Genomic DNA, 16335 nt, shown 5'->3' with positions numbered 1-16335 from the left:
CATCAGAAGACTCAGACAAAGCGGAAACAGCCATGAGCCAGTATTCAGACTACTTGGATGAAATTGAAGCGCGTAAAAAACAAGGTCTTAGCCCGAAACCCATCGATGATGGTGCGCTAGTCAATGAAATCATCGAACAAATCAAGGATGCTGATCATCCGCATCGCGTGGATTCGCTGCACTACCTCATTTACAACACGCTGCCCGGCACAACCAGCGCTGCGGGTGAAAAGGCTCAGTTCCTGAAGGCCATTATTGTCGGCGACGTGGACGTTGAAGAAATCACTCCAGCTTTCGCATTCGAACTGCTTTCGCACATGAAGGGCGGCCCATCGGTGGAAGTGCTGCTTGATGTCGCATTGGGGGAAGATCAGGATATTGCGACCCAGGCGGGCGACGTCCTGAAAACACAGGTATTCCTGTATGAAGCTGATACCGAGCGCCTGAAAGAAGCTTACAAGGCGGGCAACAAAATTGCCGCCGATATCCTTGAAAGCTATTCCAACGCCGAGTTCTTCACTAAGCTGCCTGATCTGGACGAGGAAATCAAAGTCGTCACCTATATTGCGGCTGAAGGCGACATTTCCACCGACCTTTTGTCACCGGGCAATCAGGCGCACTCGCGCTCGGATCGTGAACTGCACGGCAAGTGCATGATTTCTGAGGCGGCGCAGAAAGAGATCGAAGCGCTCAAGATACAGCACCCCGACAAGCGCGTGATGTTGATCGCAGAAAAAGGCACCATGGGTGTTGGCTCGTCGCGGATGTCGGGTGTCAACAACGTGGCGCTTTGGACCGGCAAACAGGCCAGCCCCTATGTGCCGTTCGTGAATTTCGCGCCTGTTGTCGCAGGCACAAACGGCATTTCGCCGATCTTCCTGACAACTGTAGGTGTGACCGGCGGTATCGGTGTCGACCTTAAAAACTGGGTCAAGAAAGTAGACGAGAACGGCAATCCGATCCTCAACAACGACGGCAACCCGATCCTCGAACAGCGCTACTCGGTCGAAACCGGCACTGTGCTGACCATCAACACAAAAGAGAAAAAGCTCTACAGTGCAGATGGCAGTGAAGAACTGGTCGACATGGCGGGATCGTTCACGCCGCAGAAGATGGAATTCATGAAGGCCGGTGGTTCTTACGCCATTGTCTTTGGCAAGAAGCTGCAGACATTCGCGTGCGAGACTCTGGGCGTAGAGCTCAAATCTGCCTTCGCCCCGTCGAAAGAGATCAGCCACGAAGGCCAGGGCCTGACCGCGGTTGAAAAGATCTTCAACGCAAATGCACGCGGCACTACACCGGGCAAAACTCTGCATGCCGGTTCGGATGTGCGGGTCAAAGTCAACATCGTAGGTTCGCAGGACACAACTGGCCTGATGACCAGCCAAGAGCTTGAAGCTATGGCGGCCACAGTTCTGTCACCCAGCGTGGACGGCGCGTATCAGTCCGGCTGTCACACGGCGTCGGTTTGGGATCAGAAGGCACAGGCCAATACGCCCCGCCTAATGGCGTTCATGCATAAGTTCGGCCTGATCACGGCACGTGATCCCAAAGGCGTGTACCACTCGATGACGGACGTCATTCACAAAGTGCTGAATGACATCACCGTGGACGATTGGGCCATCATCATTGGAGGCGACAGCCACACGCGTATGTCCAAGGGCGTAGCATTCGGCGCTGACTCGGGCACGGTTGCGCTGGCACTGGCCACGGGCGAAGCAACAATGCCGATCCCGGAATCCGTCAAAGTGACTTTCAAGGGCGAAATGGCACCACACATGGATTTCCGTGACGTGGTACACGCGACGCAAGCGCAGATGCTGGCGCAGCACGGCGACAACGTGTTCCAGGGCCGGATTATCGAAGTGCATATCGGCACGCTGCTGGCGGACCAAGCCTTTACCTTCACCGACTGGACGGCGGAAATGAAGGCCAAGGCCTCGATCTGTATCTCCAACGACGACACGCTCATTGAATCCTTGGAAATCGCCAAGTCGCGTATCCAGATCATGATCGACAAAGGCATGGATAACGACGTTCAGATGCTGAAAGGCCTGATCGACATTGCCGACAAGCGTATTGCCGAAATTCGCTCGGGCGAAAAACCGGCTCTGCGTCCGGATGACAACGCCAAATACTTTGCCGAGGTTGTTGTGGATCTGGACCAGATCGTCGAACCCATGATCGCTGACCCGGACGTCAACAACGCGGACGTCTCCAAGCGCTATACGCATGACACGATCCGCCCGATCTCTTACTACGGTGCAGAAAAGAAGGTGGATCTGGGTTTTGTCGGCTCGTGCATGGTGCACAAGGGCGACATCAAGATCGTGGCCCAGATGTTGCGTAACCTTGAAGTGGAATACGGCAAGGTCGAATTCAAGGCTCCGCTTGTGGTTGCCGCGCCGACCTACAACATCGTTGATGAGCTCAAAGAAGAAGGCGACTGGGCCATTCTGCAGAAATACTCGGGCTTTGAATTCGATGACCTTTTCCCGAAGCAAACCGCACGGACCGAGTACGAGAACATTCTCTATCTTGAACGTCCGGGCTGCAACCTTTGCATGGGTAACCAGGAAAAAGCCGCTAAAGGCGACACCGTTCTGGCCACGTCCACCCGCCTGTTCCAAGGCCGGGTAGTCGCGGACAGTGAAACGAAAAAGGGTGAATCCCTGCTGGGCTCGACCCCGGTTGTTGTCTTGTCGGCGATCCTTGGACGCACCCCGACGCTGGAAGAGTACAAGGTAGCAGTCGAAGGCATCGACCTGACCAAATTCGCGCCGCCGATGGAGGTTCCCGGGACCAGCCGCTCGGTCCATTTCTAAAACTTATACGGGCGCGGTAGTCATTTACCGCGCCCGTATAACTTAATGCATCTGAGGGTGGATGCCGCTGTGCCCGTTTCCCCGACCCTAACTCCCAAGTAGTTTCGTTAGTTTTCAAATTTGGGTGTGTCTTCTTTGTTCAGCAGATGCAGGGCTGCAAACGTGACCACGGCACCGGAAAGCAGATACAAACCCGCCGCCCAAAGACCGAACGCAGCGCTAAGCCCGATGCCGACAAGCGGCGCGAAGGCCGCGCCGAAAATCCACGACAGATTTGTTGCCATCGCAGACCCAGAGTAGCGATACTGCGCCGGAAAGCGCTTGGGAACGATTGCGCTTGCTTGTCCATATGCAAGGCCCAACACCAAGAAGCCTGAGATAATGAAGGCGTAGGGGAAATGCGCCATGGTTCCGATCATCAGGCTCAAAACCACGATCAGGATTGAACTGACTCGGATCACAGTCCGCCGATTGTAGCGGTCCGCCAACACGCCCGATGCTATTACCGTCAGAATAGCAAGAGTACCCCCAATGAGCTGAACGGCCAGAACTTCGGGGATTTCGTATCTTTCGTAAATGGCCGCAAAGGCAAGCGGGAACACGGTGACCATGTGGAACAGCGCATAGCTTGCCAGCGGCAGGAATGCGCAAAGGAGGATCGTTCTGCCCTCATTTTGAACCAGCTCTTTTAGGGGCGCGGATTTTGTGACTTCCGGGTCGACCCCCAGATCGGAGTTCAGCAAGCGCACCCGAGCGTACAGAGACACGACATTGACCGCCATGACGGCAAAGAACGCGAACCTCCAACCCCACTTCAGGAACTCTTCGTCCGTCAGAAAGCCCTTGAGTACGAAAAAGATCGACGCGGCGACGACAAATCCGATGGGGCCACCCAATTGGGGAACCATTGCATAAATGCCCTTGCGATGCTCGGGTGCGGCGTTTTGCAACTGCAGCGTCAATCCGTCCCAGGCCCCACCCAGTCCCAGACCCTGCAGGATGCGCAGAACCGCCAAAAACACCGGTGCAAGCCAGCCGATTTTCTCGTACCCGGGCAATAATCCGATCGCCACGGTCGATGTTCCAAGCAGAAATAGCGCCAGCGTGACCTTTCCGACCCGGCCGATTTTATACTGTAATGTGCGCCCGGCAAGACTGGCCACGGGGCGCGCCAGGAACGCCAGAGAAAAGATCGCAAAAGACGCCAATGTACCCGACAACGGGTCAAGCATCGGGAAGAATAACTTGGGAAAAACCAGGGCCGATGCGATGGCGTATACAAAAAACCCAAAAAAATCAGTGACTCGCGCCATAACGACAGTCGTGATCACTTCGTCAATCGTGGCTGTGTAGCGCGGTGTGTTATCAACGCTGGTCATGATATACTCCTGTCTCGACCGTTCGGGATACCCATCGTTTCCGGAGCGTCAAGCCAAAGGTAAGTCTGTGGGTCATCATTTGTCGCATTGCACCACGAGACTGAAAACAGCACAAGAGGCCACGCAAGCAGAGGTTCATGGAATGTCTCGCCAGCATAGCAACTCTTCCATCCAAAACCGATCCAAGAGACGCAAAAATATGAAGCGCGCATTTCCCGCGGCAGCATTGTTGTCGCTAATCGCACTGGCAGGGTGCGACCTGGTTGTCCTCAATCCGTCTGGCGACGTTGCCGTTCAGCAGGCCGATCTGATTTTGTATTCAACCGTCCTGATGCTGATAGTGATCATCCCGGTCATGGCGCTAACGGCTTTCTTTGCCTGGAAATACCGCGAGTCGAACAAGGACGCGACTTACGAACCAGATTGGGATCATTCGACCAGCCTCGAGATTATCATCTGGTCCGTTCCTCTGGCGATTATCATCTGTCTTGCGGGCCTGACATATGTTGCCACTCACAGGCTGGACCCGTTCGAGCCGTTACGACGTGTTTCAGATGGACAAGAAATCGATCCAAATGTCGAACCCATGGTGATTCAGGTTTCGGCGATGGACTGGAAATGGCTGTTCATCTACCCGGAAGAAGGCATCGCGACCGTCAACGAAGTTGTGGCGATCGTGGATCGGCCGATCAGGTTCGAAATCACCTCGACCACTGTTATGAATTCGTTCTTCGTGCCAGCCTTGGCGGGGCAGATCTATGCCATGTCCGGCATGCAGACCGAGTTGAATGCGGTGATCAACGAGCCCGGTATCTATAACGGTTTTTCGGCCAATTACAGCGGCGAAGGCTTTTCGCAGATGCGTTTCAAATTCCACGGCAAGGATCAGGCGGACTTTGATACCTGGGTCGAGCAGGTGCGCACGCAGGGTTCTGAGCTGGATCGCGAAACGCTTGCCAGCCTGAACCAACCCAGCATTTCCCACCCGGTGACTTACTACAATTCGGTTGAAACCGGGCTTTGGGACAAAATCGTCAACCTGTGTATCGAGGACGACTCGCTTTGCCTCAACGACATGATGATGGTGGATGCGTTGGGCGGTGGTGGCCTTGAGGGGCTTTGGAATCGCGAAATGTTCCGTGGCATCTGCTCGGCCGATGATCCCGGTGCGCTGATGACGATGATCCGTCCTGAAATGCGCATCCGCAAAGACGAAATTATCACTGCGATGACGCTGGTTCCTCCGGCGGCCGCGAACTGACCTGAACCGAATAAGAACTGGAAAGATAACGCTATGTCGCTATCTCACGAAGTCGCTGACGGTATCGCCAATGTCTCGGGCGTGGACCCATTCTGGGGCAAACTGTCTTGGGACGTGTTTCCCTTCTATGAGCCGATCGTGCTGGTCACGTTCATCGTTGTCGTGCTTGGCGGTCTGGCTGTGGTCGGAGCGCTGACCTACTACCGCCTCTGGGGCTATCTCTGGAAGGAATGGTTCACCAGCATCGACCATAAGAAGATCGGGATCATGTACATGGTTCTGGGTCTGATCATGTTGCTGCGTGGCTTTGCAGATGCGCTGCTGATGCGGGGTCATCAGGCTATCGCCGCCAGTGGCGGTGAGGGCTATCTGAACGCTCACCACTATGACCAGATCTTCACCGCCCATGGCGTGATCATGATCTTTTTCGTGGCGATGCCCTTTGTCACCGGCTTCATGAACTACGTCATGCCGCTGCAGATCGGCGCGCGGGATGTGGCCTTTCCGTTCCTGAACAATCTTAGCCTTTGGCTGACCATCTCGGGCGCCGTGCTGATTATGCTATCGCTGTTTGTGGGTGAGTTCTCGACTGCGGGCTGGCTGGCCTATGCGCCTTTCTCGGGGCTCGAATACAGTCCGAGCGTCGGCATGGACTATTACCTCTGGTCGCTGAACATTGCCGGGGTCGGGACAACTCTGTCGGGCATCAACCTTGTGGTGACGATCATCAAGATGCGCGCGCCGGGCATGACACTGATGAAGATGCCGGTGTTCGTCTGGACGACGCTGTGCACCAACATCCTGATCGTCGTAACGTTCCCGGTATTGGCCGCAACGTTGGCACTTCTGACGGCGGACCGCTATCTGGGCACCCATTTCTTTACCAATGATCTGGGCGGCAATCCGATGATGTATGTAAACCTCATCTGGATTTGGGGTCACCCCGAAGTCTACATTCTGATCCTGCCCATCTTTGGTATCTTCTCGGAAATCGTGCCTACATTCACCGGTAAGCGACTGTTTGGCTATACCTCGATGGTTTACGCGACCTGCGTGATCATGGTGCTCAGCTATATCGTCTGGCTGCACCATTTTTTCACCATGGGAGCCGGTGCCAACGTGAACGCCTTCTTTGGTATCACCACGATGATCATCTCGATCCCGACCGGGGCTAAAATCTTCAACTGGCTGTTCACCATGTATAAGGGACGCATCCGGTTCGAGACCCCGATGCTGTGGGTCATGGGCTTTATGCTGACATTCGTGATCGGCGGTATGACCGGCGTTCTGCTGGCTGTGCCCCCGGCAGACTATGTGCTGCACAACTCGCTGTTCCTGATCGCGCATTTCCACAATGTGATCATCGGCGGTGTGGTGTTCGGCATCTTTGCAGGCATCATCTATTGGTGGCCCAAGGCGTTCGGCTTCAAGCTGGAGCCATTCTGGGGCAAGGTCAGCTTCTGGTGCTGGCTGATCGGGTTCTACTTGGCCTTCATGCCATTGTACGTTCTGGGCCTGATGGGCGTGACCCGCCGTATCAGTCAGTTCGAAACAACCTTCTATTCGGTCTATTTCGTGATCGCTCTGGTTGGCGCGTTGTTCGTCGCTGCAGGTATCGCGGCGTTCCTGGTGCAGATTTATGTCTCGATCCGCAATCGTGATGCGCTGCGCGATGTCACGGGCGATCCGTGGAATGGACGTACGCTGGAATGGTCGACCTCTTCACCGCCGCCTTACTATAACTTCGCTTTCACGCCGCGTGTTTATGAGCTGGACGCCTTCACCCAGATGAAGCGCGAAGGGTTTGTGCGCCCCACCGATGGTTTCGTTCCGATCCACATGCCGCGCTATACGGCTACGGGCATCGTCATGGCCGGGTTCCTGACCGTCATGGGCTTTGCTCTGATCTGGCATATCTGGTGGCTGGCTGCGGTCAGTTTCGCTGCGACACTGGTCTATGGCATCGGCCATACGTTCAACTACGACCGCGACTACTATGTCCCGGCAGATGAAGTGAAGGGTATCGAAGACCAGCGGACACAACTGCTGGCGGGGGCTGCGGAATAATGACGGATACAAGTACGGATCAGCCGAAAGAGTTCTTCGTCATCGAAGAGCCCCATCACGGGGAAGATCACGAAGAGCATCACGAAAACGGAACCATGCTTGGGTTCTGGATCTATCTGATGAGCGATTGCCTGATATTTGGCATCCTCTTCGCAACTTACGCCGTTCTGGGCCGTAACTATGCGGCCGGTCCAGCCCCTGTCGACTTGTTCGATATCGAGATGATTTTGGTGGCGACTTTCGCACTGCTGTTCTCATCGATCACTTACGGGTTCGCAGTTCTACGGATGGAGATGGATGACCTGCGCGGTACAGTGCTGTGGTTGATCGTTACCGGGTTGTTCGGGGCCGGGTTCCTGTATCTGGAACTTCTGGAATTCACCCACCTCTGGCATATCGGCGCGACACCGATGGCCAGCGCCTTCCTGTCGTCATTCTTTATTCTCGTCGGCACGCACGGTTTGCACGTTCTGGGCGGCAGCATCTGGCTGATCGTCCTTCTCTCGCAACTCGGGCTGCACGGTCTGACGCCCGAGAACAGGCGAAGGGTTATGTGCCTGTCCCTCTTCTGGCACTTCCTTGATCTGATCTGGATCGGTGTCTTTTCCTTGGTCTACCTGACGGGGGTTCTGCTATGAGCGATCACGCAAAAGGGGTTGGCGGCACCTTCAAATCCTATGTCATCGGCTTCCTGCTTTCGGTCGTTCTGACGCTGATCCCGTTCTGGATTGTGCTGGGCGACGTGATGGACAGTGCGGGTTGGGCAGTTGCAATCATCTTCATGATGGGTGCGATGCAAATGCTGGTTCACATCCACTATTTCCTGCACGTCACGCTGAAAGCCGAGGAAGGCTGGCAGGCAATGTCGCTTGGTCTTACCGTTCTGCTTCTGGTGATTGTGCTGGCCGGATCAATTTGGGTCATGTTCAACTTGGATGCCAATATGATGCCCGCACATGAACAGATTGAGCGGGTTCGCAACCTGCCATGAGCGATCAAACCACCGTCCGGCGGCCCGGATGGGTTACGGCACTGTTGCTGGCGCTGTCGGCGGTAATGATTGTCGTATTTGTCCTGTTAGGCAATTGGCAGATCAGGCGGCTGGCATGGAAGCAGGACCTGATCGCCGCCGTTGATGCAAGGGTATTTCAGGACCCGGTTGGTTTGCCTGACAGCTTTGACGCAGACAAGCATGCCTATTTGCGCGTGTCCGTAGAAGGTAAGTTTCAAGAGGACTCGGTTGTTCTGGTCAAGGCCGTAACGGAGATCGGGCCCGGCTATTGGGTCATGATGCCACTGCATACGGATCAGGGCATTCTTTGGGTTAACCGGGGCTACGTCCCGCCAGATTTTAGTACACTGGAACATTGGGCCGAACCGGCAACCCCAGTGAACGGTTTGCTACGCCCGACCGTCGAAGGCGGAACGCTGCTCGAGAGCAATGATCCGGCAATCGATCGCTGGGTTTCACGGGACACCCGCGAAATGTCGCGCGCCCGGGATCTCGGCACCACCTTGCCCTTTTTCGTGGATGCAGACCATCAAGGCGCTCCAGGAACCTGGCCGCGTGGCGGCCTGACGGTGATCCGCTTTAACAATTTGCACCTGTCCTATGCGTTGACTTGGTACGCTATGGCCGCATTGTTCGCCGGCGCGCTTGTTTATGTCATTCGCAGCACCCGGCGCAAAAATCCTAACGTGCCCTAACTCAGTTTCCGTGCTGACGTCACTTTCGAAACAGACATTTGCCTGCTTTTGCGGGCGCAAATGGGAACGTGGCACGCAGTTCAGACTGACATGACACACGTTCCCAGCACCAAAAGGCTACTTTGCACCCACCCGGCGATCACCGATCCAAGCCCGCTGATCCCATGCGCTGATCTGTTCGACCATCCATCTCATCACCGAACCCTCCACAGACGCGTTGCTGGTTAGAAAATCGACAGGGTAAATGATTGAGTTTTGGGCAAATTCGTAGTTCATCACCGCAAGCTCGCCCCCCCCCGCACTTCGCTTTGAACGGTATCCGCCGGCTGCTCTGCCCACCCCATGCCGTTCAGGACCATCGTTTTCCTTGCCGCAGAACTGGCGGAGATCCAGATGTTCGGACCAAAATGCCGGTCATTCGGCCCAACGATTTGACGATGGTGCGTCAAATCCATCCGGCTGAGCGACGTGTTTTTCGCGAAGGGATGACCCGAAGTGCAAACGGGCACACAACTTTGGAACCCTATTCCTCGACAATGATAGCCCGGATCCGAAGCTTCTGCCTGCACCACAAAAGCGGCGTCCGCCTCGCCGGTTTTCAACGCCTTCAATGCGGATTTCTTCGATGTTTTTTCGATAGTCAGTTCAAGTCCCGAAAACGTCTCGGACAGGTCGACGAACAGCTTGCAAAGTCGCTCGACCTACAGCCCTTCCTCAACAAACAGTGCGAACTGGGTTTAACCGAACCGCTGAATGCTTCGGCCTGCGCGCGAAATACACCCTCGCTCTCAAGGACCGCCCTAGCATGTTTCAAGAGAGCTTTCGCTTGCTCGGTCGGGACAGGCCGATACGCGCTGCGGTCAAAGAGAAACGCATCAAGGTCGATTTCCATGTTCGATATCGTGGTGCTGATCCAGATTGTGTCCTACCCAATTTCCGCGCTGCCGCCGAAAAGGAACCGCATTCGACGGCTGCCACGAACGTCTTCAACTGATCGATATCCGGCACGAGCACCATCTGAAAATCGGATGGAGATTAGCTTTCTATACCGACGCTCCATCTGATCAAAGCGCTCCCAGTCAACCATCCCGCACACCCCGGAGTGCCCGGTTGAAAGCCGTTTGCCCACTTGTGCTCGCTTTTGTAGTGAGTCCGATAGCTTCAAGCGCTGTGACGGCCCAGACGGAGGCTTGGGACATGTCGCTGGCCATTGATCTGCCTAGCCAATGTGACGAGCCCCCGGTTTCGCATCCTATTGAAAGTCTCAAAAACTACAGACAAGTGACTACGCCAGGCGGCCGGATCAAACCCGGCATCTTGTTTCGTTCGGATCAACTCTATGATCTGTCTGAGACAGCGGTTACCGACCTGAACGCACTGGGCCTTGAAACGATTGTCGACCTCCGATCCCATGACGAGCTAGAGACGCACCCCAATTTGCGCATTGACTCGGTAGACTTCGACGTCAACTTGCCGATTGGCTCGAATCCCGCCGATATCGAGAAGATCATGCCTCTTGAAGTTGCTGCGCAAATCCGTCCGATGTGGGTCGATGGCAAGTTCGAAGAATTCGACAAGTTGCTTGAAGACCATGATGTCGATCTGAACCAGACAAGGATCAACTGCGATCAGGATTTTGCGACAAAGTTCGATCCGCAAGTGTCCCGGTTTCTGCATCTGCTGACCGACAGCAACGATTTTCCGCTGCTGTTTCACTGTGCTGGCGGCAAAGACCGGACCGGGTTCATGGCCGCCGTCACCCTCCTGACACTCGGCTATTCGAAAGAAGACGTAGTGCGGGACTACCTATCCACGAATGTTTATACATTCGTGGAACTGGAAAACTGGTTAGGCAAGGCCCTCAATCGCTGCGCCCAGCATTTGGTGCGCACCCCGAACAGATCGAAGCATCGCTGCGGATCATCACAGACAAATACGGCTCGTTCGAAACCTACAGGCGAGACATTCTTGGCATCAGCGATCACGAAGTCGATGCGATCAAGGAGAACCTGCTGGTCTAGAACCAGGCACCTCAAAGCCGCCTTTAGACCGCTCAGTCAAAACACCAACGGCAGACTACCACTTTCGTCGGCGATCTGCCGGGATGCCCTTTTAACGGGCGTACCGGCAGATTTTTTTGCCTAATTGTTTCAGCCGCGCAGCTCTCCAACCAGAAAGTCTAGAAATACGCGGACTTTGGGGTCAACATAACGCCGCGAAGGATAGACGGCATAGAGCGCCGTTTCATTTGGCGTCCAGTCGTCGAGCGCAACACAAAGCCGCCCCGATGCCAAGTCGTCTGCCACATACATGCGCGGGATGAGGCTGAGTCCGAAACCCGCTCGCAAAGCATCACGAACCGCCAGGCTGGAAGAAACTTGATAGCGGCCTTTGACCGGGACCGTCTCGGTCCGATTGCCTATGCTGAAAGACCATTTCTTTGCATGCCCGGACAGGGTGAATTGGATGCAATCGTGTTGCACCAGATCGCCGGGCTGTTGCGGAAACCCATGCCTTTCAAAGTACAAGGGCGATGCGCAAAGCACATGCTCCATCGTTAGTAGTTTCCGTGCGATCAGATTTGAATCTTCCAGGCTGTCGCTGCCGCGCAGGACTATGTCGAACCCCTCTTCGATTAGGTTGACCCTGCGGTCATCAAGATTGAGATCCAGTGACAGATCTGGATAGCGGTCCAGAAACCTTGGGATAGCTTCAGACAGGCTGACCAGCGTCACGGTCATTGGAGCACTGACGCGCATCAGTCCGGATGGTTTGCTTTGGTTGGCCTGGATCGAGCCATCGGCCTCTTTCAAGTCGTCCAGAATCCGGACCACACGCTCGAAATACACCGCGCCAGCTTCAGTCAGGTTCATTCGGCGTGTCGTGCGATTGATCAACTGAGTGGACAGGTGCGCCTCTAACTCGCTGACATTTTTACTGATCGCCGCCGGAGAAAGCCCCAGTTTGCGCGACGCGGCTGCAAAGCTGCCGTGCTCAACGACAGTGCGAAAAACAGTCAGTGCGGTCATTTGGTTCATTTTTATTCACTATCAGTGAATTATCTTTTTACCAATCCCCGTATTCTCCACTGAAAGACATGAGCGTATCTCAAAGCCATGACGCAAGCGTGGCCGTTCATCGCAGCTCACGCGCCGAAATCAAACCGAAATCTACGGATTGGAGAGCCCTACATGCAGCATACCGCAAGAACCCCGGATCACCCGATCGAACCGCTTTTTCTGTCGCGCTGGTCCCCGCGCGCTTATGATGCCTCGACGATACCAAAGTCCGATCTTCTGACTATTCTGGAGGCAGGGCGGTGGGCGCCATCCGCCTACAACGTGCAACCGTGGCGGTTTCTTTACGCCCTTCGCGAGGACGGTCACTGGTCGGATTTTTGTTCCCTCCTCGATCCGTTCAATCAGCAATGGGCAAAAGACGCATCCGCGCTGATATTTTTGATTTCGGACACCGTGATGCCCGGCGATCAGGATCGGCCCGACGCGATGTCCGGCTATAACAGCTTCGATGCGGGCGCTGCGTGGATGCAGATTGCATTACAGGCCACAGCCTTTGGCTACGCCGCCCATGCAATGGCAGGCCTTGAGTTTAGCGCCGCGCCGAAGGTGTTGAATTTGCCAGATCGCTTTCGGCTGGAAATCGGGATAACCATCGGTCGCCAATCGGACACAGCCCGCCTGCCGGACGCGTTGCGGTTACGAGAGGTTCCGAGCGGCCGGATGCCACTGGATCAGATTTCCTTCTCAGGCGCGTTTCCAGATCGTCTCAATACAATAGCTGCAGAATAGGAGGCTGCGATGACCCTGCATCAGAATAAATCGCTCCCACTCTCTGGTTCCGGGTCCGTGTTTCAAGTTCACGGCCTGATGCTGGTGGCCACTTGTCTTGTTGCGACTTCCTTTCCGGTCGTGGCGGCCATAACCGACGATCTCAACAGTGTTGTGCTGACCTTCATTCGTTTTGCCCTGGCAACCGTATTGTTCGCGCCACTCGTTGCACTGCGATACGGAATTGTGCGGCCAAGCCTACGCGATCTCGGGCGCTATGGGGTGCTCAGCATCCTTTTGGTGACGTTCTTCTGGTGCATGTTTGCTTCGCTTCGGGTGACAACACCGCTGAACACAGCTGCAGTCTTTGCGCTGAGCCCTGTTATCACTGCGGTTGTCGCAGCGGTCTTGCTCGGCGAGCGGTTGACTCTGGCGGCGCGGATCGCGCTTCCGATCGGCACATTAGGAGCGATCTGGGTCATTTTTCGTGGCAATCCCAAGGCACTGCTTACGCTTGAAATCGGTAACGGAGACCTTTTGTTTTTGGCGGGGACAACTGCGCTGGCCAGCTATAGCACTTTGATAAAGGTTCTTCATCGCGGTGAACCCATGGCGCGTATGACCTTCTGGATTCTCGCCACGGGCGCAATCTGGTTGTTTGTGTTATCGCTCCCCAGCTTGGGCAACGTTCAGTGGGCCGCCATTCCGGGCAGGGTGTTTGCCGGAATCGCCTATCTGTCGGTTTTCACCACAATCGTCACGTTCTTCGCTTTTCAATGGAGCACAACGCGGATCGGACCGACAAAAGTCGTTTCCTACACGTTCCTGAACCCGGCGTTGGTTCTTCTGATTGGGCTCGCGCTTGGAGAAAGCCTGCCGCCCTTGGCGACGTGGCCCGGCGCAGTCCTGACAATAGTAGCGACAATTGTTTTGCAACGGGACATTGCGCCCCGGAAACGACAGAAACGCCCGAGCGATGCCTCTGCCGTAGTTACCTCAAGCTAACCCCTTAAATGGCGAAGAACCGCACGGATGCTTTAGAAAGCATCCGTTGCCGGATCGAACATTATCCGAAAAAGTGCACCTTGTTCGACAGGTTCCGAACGAATACGCGCACCCACCTGTTTCAGCACTGCAACTATAATGGCCAACCCCATGCCAGTACCTCCAGCATTCCGGCGTGTCGTAAAGAATGGCTCAACAATCCGTTCATGATTTCGGCTGGAAACCCCGATCCCGTTGTCCCTGACCGTCAAACTGGCAGTCTCGGCGTCGTATGTGATATCAATTCTCGTGGCCGAATGCTGATGCGCGTTTTGAAACAGATGGTGCAGCACGATCAGACTTTGATCTGCAGACAAAGGAAGAGAAACACCAGCGTCTGCATGCAAGTTTATTTCCAAGTCGGTGAACTCCGCTGCCGCGGAGGCTACAATTTCCTCAAGCGACGTTTGCGTCCTGTCAGTCTGGACAGAAGCCCGCGCCAATTCGCGCAGACGTTCCAGCAGCGCATTCATGCGCAAGCCTTCTTCCTGGATGTTTTTCACCAGTTTCTGGTGCCGTACACCCGACGCATCAGGACCCGCATCGGCAAGCAGTTCTGCCGCGCCAAGGATCGCCGTGACGGGGGATTTCAACTCGTGCGTGACATGGTTGGTATAGGTTTCGATCGCGGCAGACCGATCCGACAGTGTCGAAGCCATTGATACTACGTTATGACCCAGATCCGCCAATTCGCGCACACCGTAATGCCGTACCGGATCAGGCACGGGTTTGAGCCCGCTCGCCACATCCCGGCTCTGAATGCTGAGATCGCGAATAGGCTTGGAAATCAGCCGCCACATCAGGAACCCGACGAGGGCTGCGGACAACACCATGAAGGCCGCGACGGACCCCAATGTATAACGCTCCTGAAACAGAAACTTGCGCAGATCCATGGGCGTCCGCGACAGATAGATCGCACCGATAACCCGGTCGTTTACGATGACGGGATGCGCAACGAAGACACGATAAGACGTGTCCCGGCTGATAGAGTTCAATAGATGCCGGTCTGTCTGGTCGTCCCTGAACCGCAGCAATGTGACCGTTTCGCCCTTTAATGCCTGCGCCACTTCGGGGATGTGACCCACCGATCCGCTAACCGACCCACTGCTGGCAACGATCTGGCCGGAATGATCCACGAACAGATAACCCGACAGCGTTGTTTTCTTGCTCGCTGCCGCCAGTTGGGAAAGGGACTGGGAAATCGCTAGGTAGGGCGGGCGGAGTGTTTCAGATGTCTCGACCGGATCGGGACGCGGGGGCGAAACCCAGCCACGAAACAAATCCAGTCGGGGCGGAATGGGATGATGGTCTTGCGCAAGGCGCGCGATCTGTGCTTCTGAAAGTCTCTGACCGGCCTCTGGCAAAGGCTGGTGTTGAGCAAATGCAGCCGCGTAAACCTCCGCAAAGATGGCGGCTTGGGCTAGCAGACTGCGTTCGGTTTCGCGGGCAAACTGGTTGCTGGACAGGCGTGCACCCAGAACACCGATGATCGGTAAGGCCACAAGCCCGAAACAGACCAACGAGATCACCAGCGCAAGTGAAGGCCGCCATTTCCTTGTGACCTTCAGCACTGACAAACACCCAGCTTCACGCCTACACCGTGGACAGTCTGAATCAGGTCCGGGTAGCCTGCGGTGCGCGCTTTTTGGCGAATGTTTCGAATGTGGCTGTCCACTGTTCGACCCGAGAGATAGGTGTTTTGCCCATAGACCCGCTCGATCAGCTGAGACCGGGAAAACACCCTGTCCGGAGAGTTTGCTAGCGTCGCCAAAACCGAAAACTCGATCCCGGTGAGCTGCAGTTCGACCTCTGCAAGGGTGCAGCGATGGGCTTTTTCGTCCAAACGCAGGTCCTGAACAACGGTTACGTCATCCGCCGGGGCCGGCGAGGCCGCGCGGGCTAGGATGGCGCGGATGCGCAGCACCAGTTCACGCGGACTGAAGGGCTTGGTGACGTAGTCATCCCCTCCCAGTTGGAAACCCAGAATGCGGTCAATCTCTTCATCGCGCGCGGTCAGAAAGAGGATCGGCACGTCGGTCTTCCGGCGAAGTTCCCGGCAGGTGTCCAATCCATCCATGTCCGGCATGCCAATATCCAGAACAACAAGATCGGCAGGCGTTTCGTCAAATCGGTCCAGAACCTCCAGCCCGGTTGCGGCTTCGGTAATCTTGAAACCGGAGTCCTCCAGCGCAAAGCGCACCACGTCCCGTATACGGGCATCATCATCTGCAATCAGGATTTGGTTTGCCATGGTCTTCAATCGC

15 protein-coding genes are annotated in these 16335 nt (G+C 55.4%); 9 read left to right on the top strand and 6 right to left on the bottom strand.

Annotated elements, in window-relative coordinates; translation table 11 throughout:
- Positions 1–32: 32 nt before the first annotated feature.
- Positions 33–2825 carry a bifunctional aconitate hydratase 2/2-methylisocitrate dehydratase gene (locus tag ACR0AA_RS14465; RefSeq protein ID WP_480756307.1) on the top strand — a complete coding sequence of 931 codons (2793 nt, stop codon included), beginning with the start codon at positions 33–35 and terminating at the stop codon, positions 2823–2825.
- 107 nt (positions 2826–2932) lie between these two features.
- Here ACR0AA_RS14465 and ACR0AA_RS14460 read toward each other — a convergent pair whose 3' ends face one another.
- On the bottom strand, positions 2933–4204 hold the full coding sequence (locus ACR0AA_RS14460; RefSeq protein WP_480756306.1) for an MFS transporter: 1272 nt from the start codon (positions 4202–4204) through the stop codon (positions 2933–2935).
- 199 nt (positions 4205–4403) lie between these two features.
- Here ACR0AA_RS14460 and cyoA point away from each other — a divergent pair, with 199 nt between their 5' ends.
- From cyoA to ACR0AA_RS14435, 5 genes are read left to right on the top strand one after another with little or no spacing between them, the layout of a single operon-like run.
- Positions 4404–5465 (top strand): ubiquinol oxidase subunit II, encoded by a 1062-nt coding sequence (gene cyoA, locus ACR0AA_RS14455; RefSeq protein ID WP_480756305.1) that lies wholly within the window; start codon positions 4404–4406, stop codon positions 5463–5465.
- Positions 5466–5498: 33 nt separating this feature from the next.
- The gene (cyoB, locus tag ACR0AA_RS14450; protein ID WP_480756304.1) at positions 5499–7532 is read left to right on the top strand and encodes a cytochrome o ubiquinol oxidase subunit I; all 2034 of its coding nucleotides are present in this window, start codon (positions 5499–5501) and stop codon (positions 7530–7532) included.
- Positions 7532–8170, top strand: a complete 639-nt coding sequence (gene cyoC / locus ACR0AA_RS14445; RefSeq protein ID WP_480664730.1) for a cytochrome o ubiquinol oxidase subunit III — start codon at positions 7532–7534, stop codon at positions 8168–8170. The genes cyoB and cyoC overlap by 1 nt, the downstream gene beginning before the upstream one ends.
- Positions 8167–8523: a cytochrome o ubiquinol oxidase subunit IV gene (cyoD, locus tag ACR0AA_RS14440; RefSeq protein WP_480664731.1), complete on the top strand. Its 357-nt coding sequence runs from the start codon at positions 8167–8169 to the stop codon at positions 8521–8523. Before cyoC ends, cyoD begins: the two co-directional genes overlap by 4 nt.
- Positions 8520–9239, top strand: a complete 720-nt coding sequence (locus tag ACR0AA_RS14435) for an SURF1 family protein (protein WP_480756303.1) — start codon at positions 8520–8522, stop codon at positions 9237–9239. Before cyoD ends, ACR0AA_RS14435 begins: the two co-directional genes overlap by 4 nt.
- A gap of 275 nt (positions 9240–9514) precedes the next feature.
- Here ACR0AA_RS14435 and ACR0AA_RS14430 read toward each other — a convergent pair whose 3' ends face one another.
- The gene (locus tag ACR0AA_RS14430; protein ID WP_480756335.1) at positions 9515–9922 is read right to left on the bottom strand and encodes a substrate-binding domain-containing protein; all 408 of its coding nucleotides are present in this window, start codon (positions 9920–9922) and stop codon (positions 9515–9517) included.
- Between the two features lie 127 nt (positions 9923–10049).
- Positions 10050–10256 (bottom strand): LysR family transcriptional regulator, encoded by a 207-nt coding sequence (locus tag ACR0AA_RS14425; RefSeq protein WP_480664733.1) that lies wholly within the window; start codon positions 10254–10256, stop codon positions 10050–10052.
- A 180-nt stretch (positions 10257–10436) separates the two neighbouring features.
- On the opposite strand from ACR0AA_RS14425, the gene ACR0AA_RS14420 reads away from it, so the two are divergent.
- Positions 10437–11384, top strand: a complete 948-nt coding sequence (locus tag ACR0AA_RS14420) for a tyrosine-protein phosphatase (RefSeq protein ID WP_480756302.1) — start codon at positions 10437–10439, stop codon at positions 11382–11384.
- Positions 11385–11389: 5 nt separating this feature from the next.
- Here ACR0AA_RS14420 and ACR0AA_RS14415 read toward each other — a convergent pair whose 3' ends face one another.
- A complete protein-coding gene (locus ACR0AA_RS14415; protein WP_480664735.1) occupies positions 11390–12277 on the bottom strand; it encodes a LysR family transcriptional regulator in 888 nt (295 codons plus the stop codon).
- A 153-nt stretch (positions 12278–12430) separates the two neighbouring features.
- Between ACR0AA_RS14415 and ACR0AA_RS14410 the strand changes: the two genes are divergently transcribed.
- Positions 12431–13048, top strand: coding sequence for a nitroreductase family protein (locus ACR0AA_RS14410; RefSeq protein ID WP_480664736.1), 618 nt, complete (start codon positions 12431–12433; stop codon positions 13046–13048).
- A 9-nt stretch (positions 13049–13057) separates the two neighbouring features.
- On the top strand, positions 13058–14032 hold the full coding sequence (locus tag ACR0AA_RS14405; RefSeq protein ID WP_480756301.1) for a DMT family transporter: 975 nt from the start codon (positions 13058–13060) through the stop codon (positions 14030–14032).
- 32 nt (positions 14033–14064) lie between these two features.
- On the opposite strand, the gene ACR0AA_RS14400 is transcribed toward ACR0AA_RS14405, so the two are convergent.
- The gene (locus ACR0AA_RS14400) at positions 14065–15642 is read right to left on the bottom strand and encodes an ATP-binding protein (protein WP_480756300.1); all 1578 of its coding nucleotides are present in this window, start codon (positions 15640–15642) and stop codon (positions 14065–14067) included.
- Positions 15636–16322: a response regulator gene (locus ACR0AA_RS14395; protein WP_480756299.1), complete on the bottom strand. Its 687-nt coding sequence runs from the start codon at positions 16320–16322 to the stop codon at positions 15636–15638. The genes ACR0AA_RS14400 and ACR0AA_RS14395 overlap by 7 nt, the downstream gene beginning before the upstream one ends.
- Positions 16323–16335 lie beyond the last annotated feature (13 nt).

The organism is Ruegeria sp. CE8 (genome assembly GCF_056537465.1).
The sequence above is the reverse complement of the archived record's forward strand: the minus strand, read 5'-3'. Positions and strand labels throughout refer to the sequence as shown.